This is a genomic window from Shewanella halifaxensis HAW-EB4, from assembly GCF_000019185.1.
GTDB lineage: Bacteria > Pseudomonadota > Gammaproteobacteria > Enterobacterales > Shewanellaceae > Shewanella > Shewanella halifaxensis.
Genome location: NC_010334.1, coordinates 1,547,248 through 1,561,700, shown reverse-complemented (window position 1 = coordinate 1,561,700; position 14,453 = coordinate 1,547,248). Strand labels below are relative to the sequence as shown.

Annotated in this window: 12 protein-coding genes; 4 read left to right on the top strand and 8 right to left on the bottom strand. The window is 43.8% G+C overall.

Going from position 1 to position 14,453, the window contains the following annotated elements; genetic code table 11:
• Positions 1-13: 13 nt before the first annotated feature.
• On the bottom strand, positions 14-715 hold the full coding sequence (locus SHAL_RS06570; RefSeq protein ID WP_223296246.1) for a hypothetical protein: 702 nt from the start codon (positions 713-715) through the stop codon (positions 14-16).
• A 476-nt stretch (positions 716-1,191) separates the two neighbouring features.
• On the opposite strand from SHAL_RS06570, the gene SHAL_RS06565 reads away from it, so the two are divergent.
• Positions 1,192-2,190, top strand: coding sequence for a lipid A deacylase LpxR family protein (locus SHAL_RS06565; protein WP_012276388.1), 999 nt, complete (start codon positions 1,192-1,194; stop codon positions 2,188-2,190).
• Between the two features lie 28 nt (positions 2,191-2,218).
• Here SHAL_RS06565 and SHAL_RS06560 read toward each other — a convergent pair whose 3' ends face one another.
• The 3 genes from SHAL_RS06560 to bshA are packed head-to-tail and all read right to left on the bottom strand — an operon-like array spanning position 2,219 to position 6,473.
• On the bottom strand, positions 2,219-3,040 hold the full coding sequence (locus SHAL_RS06560; RefSeq protein ID WP_012276387.1) for a hypothetical protein: 822 nt from the start codon (positions 3,038-3,040) through the stop codon (positions 2,219-2,221).
• Positions 3,041-3,088: 48 nt separating this feature from the next.
• Positions 3,089-5,299, bottom strand: a complete 2,211-nt coding sequence (locus SHAL_RS06555) for a cation:dicarboxylate symporter family transporter (RefSeq protein WP_012276386.1) — start codon at positions 5,297-5,299, stop codon at positions 3,089-3,091.
• Positions 5,289-6,473, bottom strand: a complete 1,185-nt coding sequence (bshA, locus tag SHAL_RS06550) for an N-acetyl-alpha-D-glucosaminyl L-malate synthase BshA (protein WP_150102068.1) — start codon at positions 6,471-6,473, stop codon at positions 5,289-5,291. The genes SHAL_RS06555 and bshA overlap by 11 nt, the downstream gene beginning before the upstream one ends.
• 511 nt (positions 6,474-6,984) lie before the next feature.
• Here bshA and SHAL_RS06545 point away from each other — a divergent pair.
• Together SHAL_RS06545 and SHAL_RS06540 are read left to right on the top strand one after the other, a co-directional pair.
• Entirely contained in the window at positions 6,985-9,144 is a 2,160-nt protein-coding gene (locus SHAL_RS06545) for an LruC domain-containing protein (protein WP_012276384.1), read from the top strand.
• A gap of 11 nt (positions 9,145-9,155) precedes the next feature.
• Positions 9,156-9,674, top strand: a complete 519-nt coding sequence (locus tag SHAL_RS06540) for a hypothetical protein (RefSeq protein WP_012276383.1) — start codon at positions 9,156-9,158, stop codon at positions 9,672-9,674.
• A 136-nt stretch (positions 9,675-9,810) separates the two neighbouring features.
• Here the strand turns inward: SHAL_RS06540 and SHAL_RS06535 are convergent, their stop codons facing one another.
• The 4 genes from SHAL_RS06535 to SHAL_RS06520 all read right to left on the bottom strand — a co-directional run bounded on the left by SHAL_RS06535 (position 9,811) and on the right by SHAL_RS06520 (position 13,355).
• Positions 9,811-10,071: a putative hemolysin gene (locus SHAL_RS06535; protein ID WP_012276382.1), complete on the bottom strand. Its 261-nt coding sequence runs from the start codon at positions 10,069-10,071 to the stop codon at positions 9,811-9,813.
• Between the two features lie 67 nt (positions 10,072-10,138).
• Complete coding sequence (locus tag SHAL_RS06530) at positions 10,139-10,837, bottom strand: hypothetical protein (protein WP_012276381.1); 699 nt, start codon at positions 10,835-10,837, stop codon at positions 10,139-10,141.
• Positions 10,838-11,669: 832 nt separating this feature from the next.
• Positions 11,670-12,971, bottom strand: coding sequence for a serine hydrolase domain-containing protein (locus SHAL_RS06525; protein ID WP_012276380.1), 1,302 nt, complete (start codon positions 12,969-12,971; stop codon positions 11,670-11,672).
• Positions 12,972-12,995: 24 nt separating this feature from the next.
• A complete protein-coding gene (locus SHAL_RS06520; protein ID WP_150102067.1) occupies positions 12,996-13,355 on the bottom strand; it encodes a hypothetical protein in 360 nt (119 codons plus the stop codon).
• Between the two features lie 149 nt (positions 13,356-13,504).
• Between SHAL_RS06520 and SHAL_RS06515 the strand changes: the two genes are divergently transcribed.
• A complete protein-coding gene (locus SHAL_RS06515; RefSeq protein ID WP_012276378.1) occupies positions 13,505-14,146 on the top strand; it encodes a hypothetical protein in 642 nt (213 codons plus the stop codon).
• Positions 14,147-14,453 lie beyond the last annotated feature (307 nt).

Below are 14,453 nucleotides of genomic sequence, written 5' to 3'. Positions count from 1 at the left end.
GGTTGAGCATCCCTTACGCCTTCACCGATTGAAAGCTACTGAACGGTAATGCGAGCCCCACACTGTAGGCTGCGGCATCAGCAATCCCAGTTAGTATAAGAGTGAACCCTCTCTCTCTCATGGTAAACAGAGAGTCAACGATCTCATTATCTTGTTGTTTCTCTATTGCGACTTCGAGGCTTTTACTGTCGAACATCAAAAAATCAAACGGATAGACGGTCTTTAAATTGTCATCAAATTTACAGACCAAGCAAAACTTAACTCCAGCGTCTCTCAGTAGATACTTAATATGAGAGGTATATTGGCTCAACTCTTCACCATCATTATTGAGTATTATCACCAGCGTCATTTCGAGGCGGCGTAACGCCGTGGCCAATCCCAGCAAGGCCTTAATGACCTCTGAGTCTAATAAAAATATTCGCTCAACGGCTAAGAACAGCTGTTTATTATGCTGACTAATGTTGCTGTCTTGCTCTAATCGAACGCTAAGCGTGGCTAGCATTCTCTTATATTCATTGATATGAGCGAGGTAATGTTGCGGTAATGGACGAGACGTTAATTGTAACTCTAGCCAACTAGACTTAATCTCTACGCCACAAAGTGTTCCCTTTCGCTCAACGATATTGCTAACACTGAAATGGTATAAGCATGTTTGACTAACATCATTTTTTCTATCTAAAGAACAGCTCTGTTTTAACATTTCATTTTGCTGCATGCAGCAGTGCTTAAAAAAACAATTCATCTAAAAAGCTTCTGATTTCATATACAAATATAGAGCGACTAGCTCAAAGGGAGCGCGAATTTACGCCTATTCAAGCAAGATTTCAACAACTATTTTGTATATAAACCAGACAAACCCACAAAATCTTTCAATAGAAAAACTAATGCATTTCAAATTTCCTATATCTTACGGGAGCTGCAGGCTTGTGACCCTATCTTGCTATTAAATCAAGCTGGCCAATATCATCAGCAAACTGAAACCTTAAAATAAAGGGAGTAAATCTAGTGGGCGAGTCGCTAGGTCGTTACGCCTAGGGGGGATTCGACACAACAGGGTTGTCACCAAGGGCTTATCCAAACTAGTACTAATAGATTTGCACCTTAAGGCCGTTTAGGGCTATGCTGGACTCGTTGGTGTTATGTAGATCTTAGCCTGAAATCATACATTCCTGACCTTTGAGGAGTCGCCCATTGACCTTCTTATCGAATCCCCTATCGCTCAGCAGAGCAAGCTTGGCGAGCCTGCTTATCTGTACCTCCTTCCCAACCTTGGCCGATCAGTGGCACTTTAGCTTTGATAACGATGTGGTAATTGGCCAAGATGGCGACTATTCCAATGGTTTCGTCTTCGGTTGGCAGGCGCTTCCTCGAGCTGATTTTACGCTAGCACCTTGGCCATTTAGCTGGCAAAAAGGGTTGCGCTTTTCAGACCCTAACAAGACAGTGCAATGGGGGGCAAAGGTTTATCAAAGAATGTGGACCCCGAGTGAGATTGAACATGATTATACCCAGCCCTATGATCGCCCCTACGCTGGTATTCTCGAACTGGAAAGCTTCACCGGCAGCTATAGCGCTAACTTGGCACAAAAGAATTGGTTTAGCATCGGCGTGATAGGCCCTGCATCTGGCGCTCAAGCCATGCAGGAGTTGGTGCATAAAATCACCCCTTCCACCCCTCCAAAAGGCTGGCAATATCAAGTTGAAAATCAACTGACTCTGCAGCTCGCTTATGAGGTGGATGCATTGGCGTTTCGTCGAGAGGTAACCTATGACAGTCAATGGGAGCTAAGTGGTTACGGTCATACCATGCTGGGAAACTTTCGTTCTGAAGCGAATCTAGGCTTTACCCTTCGCTGGGGAGATGATTTGGCAGATTCATTTGGCCAGTTAAGCAGCCATGCAGGACATTTCGGTCAATATAGTGCTGTGGCACGTAAAAATGGTAGTTGGAGTGTATATGCTCGCGCCCAGGCTGGGTATCGTTTTAATGATCTCACCATTGACGGAGACGTTCCCTATGACTCCTATGTGCAGATAAAGCACCAACAAGCGAAGGCGAGTGCTGGGGTTATTTGGGCATTTCCCACTTGGTCAGTGAGCTGGAGCTTTGAAATTTACACGCCAGAATATGAGCCTGATCCGAATAAGTGGCATGGCTATGGTGTGCTCAGCTACAGCTTTGTGTTGTAGCTAATCGTTAAGCCCAATCTTGTTAATGTTAAAAGCTGAAGGCCCACCCTATCTGCGGGCCTTTCTCGATAAAGTCCATCTCATACTTAACTCCATCGACCTCGCTATCATTACCGATTTGCAGATAACGATAACCTATCCATACGTTATGCAGATCGCCAAAACGGTATAACGCCGCAGCATTAAAGCCGTAGTCTCTGTCATTATCACCATAGATTTTTGTATCGGCGCCCACCGAAAGCCCCCAGGACTCTGAAACCCAATATCGGTAGGTCACGCCAACTAGCCAATCGAAAAGGTGCTCATCGGCAATGGGAACATTAGCGTTAATATGAATCAGCCCATCATCGCTCAGTGGCTTAATATTCAGATCAATTTTACTAAAAACATGACGTACGCCGGTAAATAAGCGTAGACCCGGCGTAACCTCATAACCCGCGAGAAAGTCATTAACCGCGAGATGCATATCGGTTTCGATATTGTGTCCCGGAGAGATAATACCGCCTGTAATAGGTCCTGTTAGTCCCTCCGTTTGAGTGTCACTTTTAATCCTTAAGTAATTAACCCTAAGGCTATAGAGCCAATCGCCTTTTTGGGCGTAAAGCTCCCCAATAACACCAAAGTTAAGGTTATCGATGATATTTTTAAACGGCACATCAATATCTACTCGTTCTGAGTCTGCTGAAATTGAACCTGAGATATCTGGTGCCCAAACCATCGGAAAGGCAATTAAATAGCTCCACTCGTCGTTACTCTCATCATAAGAGTCAGGTCCAATCTCATACTCTTCACTCGCAAAGGCCGCAGACTGAGCGACCAACATGAGCAGTACCACAGTAAGCTTCTTCACCAACAGTGCTCCTTGTCGCGTACGACTATACTTTTGTTATTGTTATTTTCACTCAACCCAATGTAACACATCCTTAATGACTGACCAGCGAGGCTTTTTCGGCTTAGCATTTTCACCTAAAATCCAATAGCCATAGAGCTTATCAACATAACCAGATGACTTTTGTAGTTCTAACCAACTGTTTAAAAAAGTTTGTAATGACGCATTGTCACGAGCCACCGCATAAGATGCCGGAAATGATTTAATCTCTTCACGATTATAAAGCGTGGTGTATTCAGGGTATAAGATTGTCCAAGTTTTTCCAGCCTCTAGGCTTATCATTAGTCCGTCCCAAGTTTGACCATCATCCTCAAAAAATAGGCGGTCAGACTGAATGGTCTCAAACTCCATATTGGGAAATGTCTCTTCTAAATGAGGAATAATCGTATATTGACCAACTGAAGCGATGCGGATCTTGTCAGCCTCGAGGATCTGCTTATCCGTTTGAAACTCATCTGCGCGGTGATCTTTCACCACAAAAGCGTAGTGCAGATCCAACACCGGGGTAGTAAAGCCAACGAGTTCTAATCGCTTCGTTGTCATCTGTAAGCCTGATATCGCAATATCAAACTGGCCTTGATTTATCCCGTCTAATACATTGGCAAAGGTATAAGGAACGAATGCAACTTTAAGCTCCATCTCCGACGCCAGCTTCTTCATTAATTCGACATCGAAACCAACTAATTGATTATCAGCATTATAGAAAGAGAAAGGCACCTGGATAGGGTTATAACCTACTCTCAATACGCCACTTTCCCTTATCTGTTGTATATTGCGTGGGCCTTTAGCTTCGGCAAGCTCACCCCAACTATAGGCGGTTACTTGATCCGGTATTTTTTCGGCAGCGCTCATCTGCGCTACGACATCATCCATCTCATAGTCGGTATCTACAATCGAACTCAGTAGCCAGCTTGAGCCTAACAAACAGCTACCGATAAACACCGGCGTTAACGCACTATAGATCACTAAACGTTTCATACTGACTTTAGCGACCCCCACTAGCATGGCCGTGCCGCCAACCGCTAAAATAAAGATATTCATCGCCGCTAATAGTGAAGTGAATCGGCTGGTGAACAAACTTGACACCATATACAGCTGAAACAGATCGGAAGAAAGCTCTAACGAGTCGAGCAACATTGGAATCGTTAGATAAACACTACCAAACAGGCTCACCAAGCCATTTAATGACATAGGCAAGTAAGTTAAAAAATCTAGCTCCTTACCTGAGAACCAAGCCGCAAATAACACGAAGACGATAGTGAGTAACTTGCCAAGATTAGGAAAGCTGAACACCACGGGAATAATAATATTGGCATAATCGTCACTCTGTTGACTGCCAAGATTGTATTTATGAAACAGCTCTTTGGTGCGCTCAATTAAAATAGGGATAACGATAAAAATATTACCCGCTGCAAACGCGGTGATCATCGCGTCTTTGGCAATGCCAGTAATGTCACGATAGGAGAACGGCGTGATCACCGCTAAAATCGCCGGCAACACCCAGTAGGTTAAAATAACGGTCATCACCACATGAGCTACAAAATAGACCTGCAGCTTTTGAAACTCATCAAAGTCCATGGTGCCAGCGGTGGCCGCCGTCATGGCAAAAATGCCTATAGGCATCAACTTAACGATACTTTGAGTCACCTTATTAAACGACTCACCCAAGAGTTGCATCGGCTTCATTAGCGATTCTTTATTATCGATAGAGATAAGTGCTATACCGGTCGCTACACAAAACAGCACAATCGCGGGAATATAGCTGTTAGAGAGTGAGAAAAAAGGATTTGACGGAATATAGATATCGAGCAGGTTCACAGAATTTGGATCTTCCAGAGCGGTAAGGCTAAAGAACTCCCCCGCCTGCCAGTCAGGAAAAGTGTATTTGATAAGGTACATCGTCAGTAGACCAAATATCCAGATCACCAGCATTAGCTTGCCGACCTTCACCCCCAAGGATTTGGCTTGTTCCATGGTTAAGCTACCAAGGCTAGAAACCAGTGAGACGATGATGTAGGGAATAATGGTCATCTGTAACAGTTTAATGAAGGCATCGCCAATCACAGACATCCACGCCAACATCTCCCCAAAAAACAGTCCGGCCGCAATACCCGCCGCAAATGACAGTAAAACCAACGTCGACATACTCATCTTTTGTTTGGGCTTATCTTGTTCAGCAAGCTTAGCTTCAGACTCTACGTTACTCGTTTCACTGCTCATTCGTGCCTCCTTGCAACGCTGGTTCTGATGAACACTTACTGCAGCAATCATCAATGGCCTCAAGATAGCAAGCTAAATATTGGGCAATCTTATCCTTTGGGTTAAATAAGTTAGCAGCCCGCTGCCTGCCAGCCTGCCCCATCTTAGTTTTCTTTTGCGGTTCAGTTAGAATTTGTGTCATCGCCTTTGCCATTCCGATGGCATCATCGGGATCGAACATAAATCCAGTTTTAGCATTGTCGACCACCTCGGGGATGCCATCGACGTTACTGCTCACCGTTGGTACAGCGCAGGCCATCGCCTCTAGCAATACCATACTAAATGACTCTCGATAGCTAGGTTGGATCATACAATCGGCATTGGGGAGATAATGTTCAACATGGGTTACATCCCCCATAAAGGTGACATGCTTTAAAATTCCTAGCTTTTCACACTGTTGCTTAATGCCATCGATATCCGGGCCACTGCCGAGCAGCACCAAGCGCGCCTTCACCTTTTTGCGTAAAATATAAAATGCTCGGATAACCGTATCGCTATTTTTTAGTGGCCTGAAGTTCGATACATGCATGACGATTTTTTCATCATCAAAAGCCATCTTCCTACGAGTATGAATATTGGCGAACTCTGGTGAAAAAACAGCTAAATCGATGAAGTTATGAATAACATCTATCGCCTTTGTCTTATCGAAATGACTATAAATATAGTTACGCTGATAATTAGATACCGTAGTGACTTTAGTACTTTTATGAATACTAAAACGATTTAGAGGATAGAGCGGCTTATCTTGGCCAACAATGGTGACATCTGTACCATGAATCGTAGTGATTGTGGGAAATTTATGTTCAGTGATCTCACCGGCTAAATAAGCACATAGTGAGTGAGGAATAGAGTAATGTGCGTGGACAATATCGAGCTTAAATTGCTCCACCACCTCAACTATTTTTGCAGTTAGTGCGAATGTATAAAGAGGATCGGAGAACAGAGGGTAATTAATTGCCTCTACGGAGTGAAAAAAAAGATGATTAGAATCTTCTATTAACTTAAAAGGACGCACACTCGAAATAAAGTGCACCTCATGTCCTAACTGAGCCAGTCCTAACCCTAGCTCAGTTGCAACCAAGCCTGAACCACCTATACTGGGGTGGCACACTATCCCTATGCGCATCCTAGACATACACTCCCCTTGCTTAGATGGTTAACAAAATGTTACAGCAAAGAAACTTAACACTGTTAAGCACTTGCTCCAAGTCATTCTTAATAATGCAGTGCAACAAGTATGGTCTATCGAACGTAATACCAACCATTATGTAATCCATCTTGAATTAGTTTGCCAAAAAACACTCCGAGCAGATTAACTTCTTATGCTGATTAGTATAAGAGGCCTACTCGCCCAAGAAGTATTTAACGATTTAGCGTAGAACGGCGGATAAGAAGAGCACTATTTATCCGTTACAAATAACCTTCATAAGTATAATTCTAGCCCATTATGGCTCTCTAGAGTTGAGTCCTCATTGCTTGACTTCGAGCTCAATTAATATTCGCAAAATGCAAAAAAAAATATCTTCGAGTCAAAGAGGGAATATAACCAACTTAAGCTAACATTTTGAAATAAAACGACAATAGCCAGCGGCACATCTTATGCATTATCTCATCACAACAGATAATATAACCGTGAGAGATGCATTATGAGAATATCCAAACCCATTCCATTTAGCTGCAGCTTAGCCTTACTCTTCGGGCTCTTCATTTCAGAAAATGTTAGTGCATCCGACCCATTTAGTGCATGCCCTACTGAGGCTTTCGTTATTCAAAAGCAATCAAACACACCTAAGAGCTATGGCGTGAATCTCGCGACCGGTAGCTATGTTGTGTTATCGGAGGATATGGGGACAGGTAACGGATATAACGGCGTAGGTTTTAACTATCATGACAATTATCTCTACGGTTGGGATTACGCTAGTGGTTCTTTAGGCCGGACCGGTATCGACTATCAGATAGCTGCGCTATCGGTCGTGAAAGACTCCTCTGCTTCAACTGCTGGCAACTTCTTTGTGGGCGATATCGCCATCAATGAGAATGTTTGGTATGGCTATAGGAAAGGTAAGGGGCTATTTAAAATCCCATTGGATAACCCTGCAAGTTACTCCATGACCGTCATTCCAGGGAGTATCAACTTCGCCACCTACAATATTACCGACTTTGCCTTTCATCCTAGCGATGGCTATATGTACAGTATCAGTAATGGCTCAATAGGTAAGCTGTTAAAAATAGACCCCGCCACGGGTGAGGCATCAAACCTAGGTACCGTCATTACATCGGATTCCGGCAGCTTTACCTTTGGTGCGCAGTTCTTCGATCCTAATGGTAATCTCTATTTCAGTAATAACAGCAATGGTTATATCTACAAACTCAACGTGAATTCCCCCTCACCTAGTGCAGTACTGTTCGCCTATGGCCCAGCCTCCTCAAGTAATGATGGTGCCCGCTGTGCTTTAGCCGAAGTCATTATTGGCGATGATGTCGACTTTGGTGATGCCCCTGACAGCTATGGCACCCTCTTAGACTCCAACGGAGCAAGGCACACCATGAGCGAGGACCTATATTTAGGTGCCAGCGTCGATAATGAGTCCAACGGCTACCCATCACCATTGAGTGATGACACGAGTGATAACTCTGACGATGAAGATGGTGTCTCTATGCCGACGGGGTTCGAAGTAGGCGAAAGCGCTATTTTACTGATCACCGCCAAAGGTAGTGACGGCTACCTAAATGCTTGGTTCGACTGGGACAGGGACGGCAGCTTTAGCTCCGATGAGCAGGTCATTACGGGTGAAAGCCTCAATGATGGACAAAACACCCTTAGTATCGATGTGCCGAGCTGGGCAAAGGCTGGCTCAACTTGGGCACGCTTTCGTTTAAGTACTCAACAAGTGATTAACCCAACAGGTGGTGTCGGTGACGGCGAGGTCGAGGATTATGCCGTCACAATAACAGAAACCGGAGTGACCATTAATTACTACCCCTCGTCTTCCACTTATACCACCCTTGCCTATGAGGATCTCTATCCAGATCAGGGGGATTTCGATATGAATGATGTGGTGATTCAGCTACGTCTTATCGAATATGTCAAAAACAATCAAGTAAGACGCATCGGCTTTGAGGCCCAACTGGCCGCGATGGGAGCCGCCTACCATAATGGTTTTGCCGTTCACCTACCCGGTGTCGAACGCAGCAAAATAAAAGAATCTGTCATCAGCTGGTCGATAGATGGCATTGAACAAATGGACTCCCCCCTCGAAACAGGACAGTCTAATGCGGTATTTGTCTTCACCCAAGATCTAAAACAGTACGTCACACTAGAGCAAGGTTGCCAGTACCTTAGAACCGAAACGGGTTGTGAGACCGCCTACAGAACCACTTGGTCATTCGAGATCCCCTTTGAAAGCCCAGTGGATGAGAACCTTGTACCTGCATTTCCCTATGATCCATTTATCTTTGCCACGCCCAATACCGATCATGGTCTGGCTGCGAAAAATGTCGTCGGTGCCAATCCTGGTCGTCAATTAGAGATCCACCTGAAGAATCAGGCTCCTACAGACAAGTTCTCGACTAACTACTTTGGTGCCCGAGATGATGCATCGACCCCTAGCGCTTCTCAATACTTCCAAGATGAAAACGGCATGGCTTGGGCTATCGAGATCCCAGTAACTTGGAAGCACCCGAAGGAGAAAGTTCGTCTGGACGATGCTTATAGCGAGTTCGTCGATTTTGCAGCAGATAGTAGCGGTGCTACCAACCCAACTTGGTATGAAAATGCCACTGAATCATTAACCTTTAACGACTAATGGAGCATGCCATGAAAATCCGATTCGAGAAAATCATCAATATCCCATATGGCTTGATGGTATGTTGCGCGCTGCTTATCACAGCTTGTGGCGGAGGGGGCGATGACGCCGCTCCCGAGACTCCGGTTCCAGTTGAAACAACAACGACAACGACAACGACAACCACGACTACCACAACCGAAGATCCCGCTCCGGACCCAACCTCACTGGACGATCTGGTGGTTGATGCCGATAACAAGCTTGAGTCAGCTTATATGTTGACGATAGATGTCGATAAAGACAGCATTCAAAGAGGTTACTTTTCACTGTGTGATGATTACCAAGCGCAAGGTGATGGCTACTCGGTTAACTTTGATTCCTGTCTTTTTAGAGGGCCACTAACTCAAGGTAAACTCAGCAAAGAGGTCAAAGTAGCCAATCATGAAAGCCAGCTCATTGCCGTTATTTGGTTCTATGAGGGCCAAGCTCCGCAGTATTCTGAATGGCAATATATACAAGACTCAAGCACTCAGGTACTAACCATGAATTAGCGATGAGTTTACTTTTAACCTGAGGTAAACACAGCCTCAGTGGAAACACTAAATGCACCTTAAATCAGCTTTTGCTGCGATGGGATCTCTGGACCATCGCAGTTTTTTTAGCATCAGTCTGCTTCAATTAAAATCCTTACTCATGCCTCACAACATCATAGTTATGATCGCGGCGATACAGTAACCACTCCTCCATAATCTGCCCATCAGGTAACTTACAGACTCCTATCTGCCCGTCTTTGCCTTTCTTTATGGCTAACTCACCACCAAGTGACACACAATAGTCAGATGCGGGGTTGGACATACTTGCCTTAGAATTGGCGCTTCGCTGACTGCAGCCAAAAATCAAAATTAATAGCACGACTAAAACAGCCGCTACACCGAGATGCTTGTTCATCTGTAAACTCCAATTAAGCAAAAGAGCGCCCTTAGGCGCCCTTACAATGTCATATTTAAAAATGCAATTAGAAGCGGTAACCGACTGTAAACATCCAAGTACCAAAATCTTTATTTTCTAAGTCATTCTTTGCTCGCCCTAAGGAGACAGCCTCTGGCTTACTATTGTTATAACCGCTTGCCGAGTACTTCATATCTCTTGCGCCATTTTGGAAGGTGTAATGCACATTAAAGTTAAGCCCATTATCCAAGTAATAGCCCACTCCCACCATTGGGCTGACTACTGTATTGCTTTTGGCTTCTAATCCCATACCAGCTTTATTTAAAGTTCCACCTTGGTTGTATTCAATAACATCAAACCCTGCGTTAGCGCTATATTTGGAAAAATCGGCACCCGCTTTAACGGCTAGGTGGCCAGGGCCTACAGCAAACTGATAACCGACATATAAAGTATGCGCTTTATATTTTTCTGTGGTGTATAAAGATGCATCAAAGCTACGCCAATCAGGGGCAGTATCTCCGTCATCAAATCCAAAACTCTCTGTATTGCTGCGCTTATCTGTTTCACTGGTATAGGTATAACCTAGGATAAAATCTTTATAACCGGCCTCTAGACCCGCAGCCACATTAGTGCCCATAGCCTTGTTTTTTGAGGCACCAACCATTGGGTTGATAGTAAAATCGCTAGCACTTGCTGTGTGTGAAACGGCCATTGCAGAAACAGCTAAAACCGAAGATAACACGCTTGTTAGTAAAACTTTTTTCATGATTCATTCTCTCTATGTAAATAAACTAAGGCTTCTTGCCTGAGTTACCACCTCATCCGTTGTCAGTGGCGATTAATGTCAGTTGAAATTGATGACGTTCTCTTGGTCAAACTGACTTTAAGGTCACTTAACAAACCTGTGATAACTGCGTTCGTAATCACCGATGTCGTTAAGATGAGCACATGGTAAAGAATGATGATTTACCAAACATCACTAAGAAAACTGGTAAAAACTAGAAATCTAAATTGGCCAAAGAGTGGCACGATAGAAAGCTGCTTTTGAGAGCATAAGTTAACGCACATAAATTAGAGTGCATCAGTTAAAAAGCCGGAAAATACCGCTGCAACGGTTAATACAAACTCCTAAGACGTGAAAAATCTAGGCATACAAAATCAGGGATAATAAGAGGGGTACAATTTCATGCCGTTATTCACACAAGTATTAACCCACTGACTTTACACATCGAGAACAAGTTGAGCTTTGAGGCGTGAGGCTTTGGACTTAATAGTCGGAATTAGGAGTTAGGAATAACGTTTTAGTCGTTACAATTTTGTAGTTTTATAGCTCGCACACAGTGCTCATATCATCAAACAGGCTAGAAACCGCTTAACAAGCAAAAGCTCACGGTTTATTTATTACCGAGCCGTGGCAACCACATTCGTTTCAGATCCAAAAAAGCCGCTAATTAATAGCAGCTTGCGCATCTCAGCAGAGTCAAGAGTGAGAAACCAAATAACAGCAGGACTCACAAAAATATAGGGGGCCATCCTTGGCTAGAGAGTCCATGAAACACCTATCTAGTTAACTTATGCCTGTAAGACTCATACCTACTCTAATCACCCCCTGTGACTGACATGGCATCTAGAATCGCTGGAATGATCTGCTTAAAGATCATCAAGGCCATTCTTGGCGGCTCCATATCACCAAAGCCCGAGTTCATCGCAATCACGGTTTGGCTCTCTAAGTCCATTGCCAGAATTTGTCCATGAATGCCGACCATTGCCAAGAACTTATAGGTTTTTCCTTTACCATTAGTAATATGCAGCACTCTAAACTGATCTTGATACCAGCCTTTAGCAAGCTTGGACTCCTTGCCCTGTAACCATGCGTGACGGACCTTGTTGTTGCCTTGCATCAGTGACTCAATAAACGCTATAGGGATCACCTGCTCACCCGCAAAGTTCTTACCGCCGTTGAGAATCACTTGCCCAACTCTGGCTAGATCTCGAGTCGTGATATTTAACCCACCAGATGCCACCACTTCACCATTTCGATTGGCCATCCAACGTACTGGATTTTCCACATCGATTCTATGCCATAATTTTTCAGCAAAAACCTCGGCTAATGGCTTACCCTGCACCTTTTCAACGACCTTACCCAGCAGTTCAGTATTGATATCCAAATAATCATAAACTTTGCCTATCGGGCGATGATTATCTAAGGTCTTGGCATAATCCATAATGTGGCGCATATTTGGATATTTACTATCGCCATTCCAGTCCTGCGCTTCGGTCATGCGATCATCCCAAAGTTTACCTTGAGTAAATTTAACCCCAATTCCCGAGCGCATATCGGCAACCTCTTGCACCGTCGCATCTTCAAAGCCACTATCGATAAGCTCAGGTAGGTAACTCACTATCGGCCGGCTCATATCAAGCTTTCTCTCTGCAACCGATATTGCCGCTAAGATTGCGGTAAATGACTTTGTCACTGACATCTGAAGGTGTGTTTGATTTGAGTCGTAACCATTGAAGAAATGTTGATGTACTAACTTGCCTCGATTTAACACCACCATAGAGTGATTCTTTAATCGGTCTCTGAGTAAAACCTCTAGGCTATGCTCACCGTCCAGATCGTTTGCTTTTAGCGACAATAATTCAATCGGTGTCGACTTCCATGGCTCTGCTGTACGTAGCTTTAAAGGCGTGATATGCATATAAGGTGTGAATCGATATGCATGGGGAAATGTCACCGCGGCATTAGCGGCTTGATCCCAATTATCCTGAGTCACAGCAAAGGCTGTAGCTTGTGTTACAAATCTTGTATCAACAGGCTTAAACTCAACGGCTTGAGTGGGAATAGCTTGGGCTAAAATAAACACACCAACGAGTGTATTGATAAGTAATGTTTTCATAATCACTCCGACTACGGCTAATGGTTAGTGGTTAATCACGGTTTCAAACTCAAAACAAACATGGCCATTATGGTCAAAGAACTCTGAAGAAGTGGTGATCCTGTGAGGTAACTTGGTTTTTAGATACGCGTTAGCCACCTTTCTTGCAGAGTTCTCGCTGGTATCGGCAAATAGACCCGTAGTGGTGAAGCAAGTCAGAAGCTTTGTCCTATCCGCCGATCTCGGCTTAGGAAACGTCATGCGCATCTCTTCGAAGGAAAATTCTGGCGCAGCGGTGCCCATCACCTCATAATTTGCCATCGCTTTTGCCGCCTTATATGCATGTCCTATTGAGCAGCCGCTCACCAGAGCAATGAGCATCATTATCGATAATTTTCTTTTCACAATCAGTCTCCATTTAATTTGATAACCGCAATGTGCCAAGCTATCGATTACTAGAAAACTACTCAGCTCTTAGTATTGCTTAGTAGTCCTTGGAAATTAGTCTGAAATAGGTAATATAGATCCACCGATTAGCCCCAAATGGATCCCACATGGAAGTTAAACTTTCACAAAAGGCACAAGCTGAACTTGGTACCTTAATGGTCAATACACCGGACCTGATTCACCTTCTTTCACTGCTGCCTAAAGAAAACTTAAGCGAATATCCGTTATTGCAAAAAGAGCTAACTAGCAAGCACCCAAATAGCCGAAGCTACAATAAGGCACTAAAAAATAAGACGTTTACTAAAGAAGAGTTTAGAGACCGCATCTTTGCAAGACTGGATGTTTTTGCCTATGAAATGGCAGTTAACCTCAATACAGACTACTTGGTTGAACGAGTGAGCTTGATCGTGGGTGCAGATATCGCTCGCATCGATGAGCTGGAGATCAATGAAATCGGCGCAGATGTGTTACAGCGAATTTTGACCGACTTAAGCACCGATGTTTGCAAACAAATTCAGCCCAAAGGGGATCATCCTTTTCTGGCTGAGCGGGGACGGATTGACCATGGGTTTTGGCGCCATGCCGACAAGGCCTATAATGCATACATCGATGGATATAATACCCAAGCTTCATTAGATGCTTGGTGCCAACTTAACTTACATACACGCTGCCCTCAAAGTTTCATTCGCTGGTTGAAAACCTACGGCAACCCTAAAGAGATTGCCGAATGGATGAGCTATGTAGCTTAAGTCTATCTGTATGACTCTATAAATTTTTAGCTATATAACCACACTTTCATAGTGTGGTTATTTCATTAAAATACTAATCATAAAATATTAGCCATAAAATGCTAACCACATTGAAATGTGAAAGCAGCCACAGTTCTATGACGATTTAAAATGCAAAAGTGGCCTTGTGACTAAGGAGTTGCTAAATTACCCGTTAACGCATAGCGCAAGTCCAACGGCACTCAAGTGTTAGACATAATCGCGCGACTATCGATAATTCAATAACTTAAATATTAATGGAGAATTTGATGATTGTTGTAACCCCTTA

Excerpts from the sequence above, each read along its gene's own strand:
- SHAL_RS06570 (WP_223296246.1), bottom strand. The coding sequence starts at position 715 with ATGCAGCAAAATGAAATGTTAAAACAGAGCTGTTCTTTAGATAGAAAA.
- SHAL_RS06555 (WP_012276386.1), bottom strand. The coding sequence starts at position 5,299 with ATGAGCAGTGAAACGAGTAACGTAGAGTCTGAAGCTAAGCTTGCTGAA.
- bshA (WP_150102068.1), bottom strand. The coding sequence starts at position 6,473 with ATGTCTAGGATGCGCATAGGGATAGTGTGCCACCCCAGTATAGGTGGT.
- SHAL_RS06545 (WP_012276384.1), top strand. The coding sequence starts at position 6,985 with ATGAGAATATCCAAACCCATTCCATTTAGCTGCAGCTTAGCCTTACTC.
- SHAL_RS06540 (WP_012276383.1), top strand. The coding sequence starts at position 9,156 with ATGAAAATCCGATTCGAGAAAATCATCAATATCCCATATGGCTTGATG.
- SHAL_RS06535 (WP_012276382.1), bottom strand. The coding sequence starts at position 10,071 with ATGAACAAGCATCTCGGTGTAGCGGCTGTTTTAGTCGTGCTATTAATT.
- SHAL_RS06530 (WP_012276381.1), bottom strand. The coding sequence starts at position 10,837 with ATGAAAAAAGTTTTACTAACAAGCGTGTTATCTTCGGTTTTAGCTGTT.
- SHAL_RS06525 (WP_012276380.1), bottom strand. The coding sequence starts at position 12,971 with ATGAAAACATTACTTATCAATACACTCGTTGGTGTGTTTATTTTAGCC.
- SHAL_RS06515 (WP_012276378.1), top strand. The coding sequence starts at position 13,505 with ATGGAAGTTAAACTTTCACAAAAGGCACAAGCTGAACTTGGTACCTTA.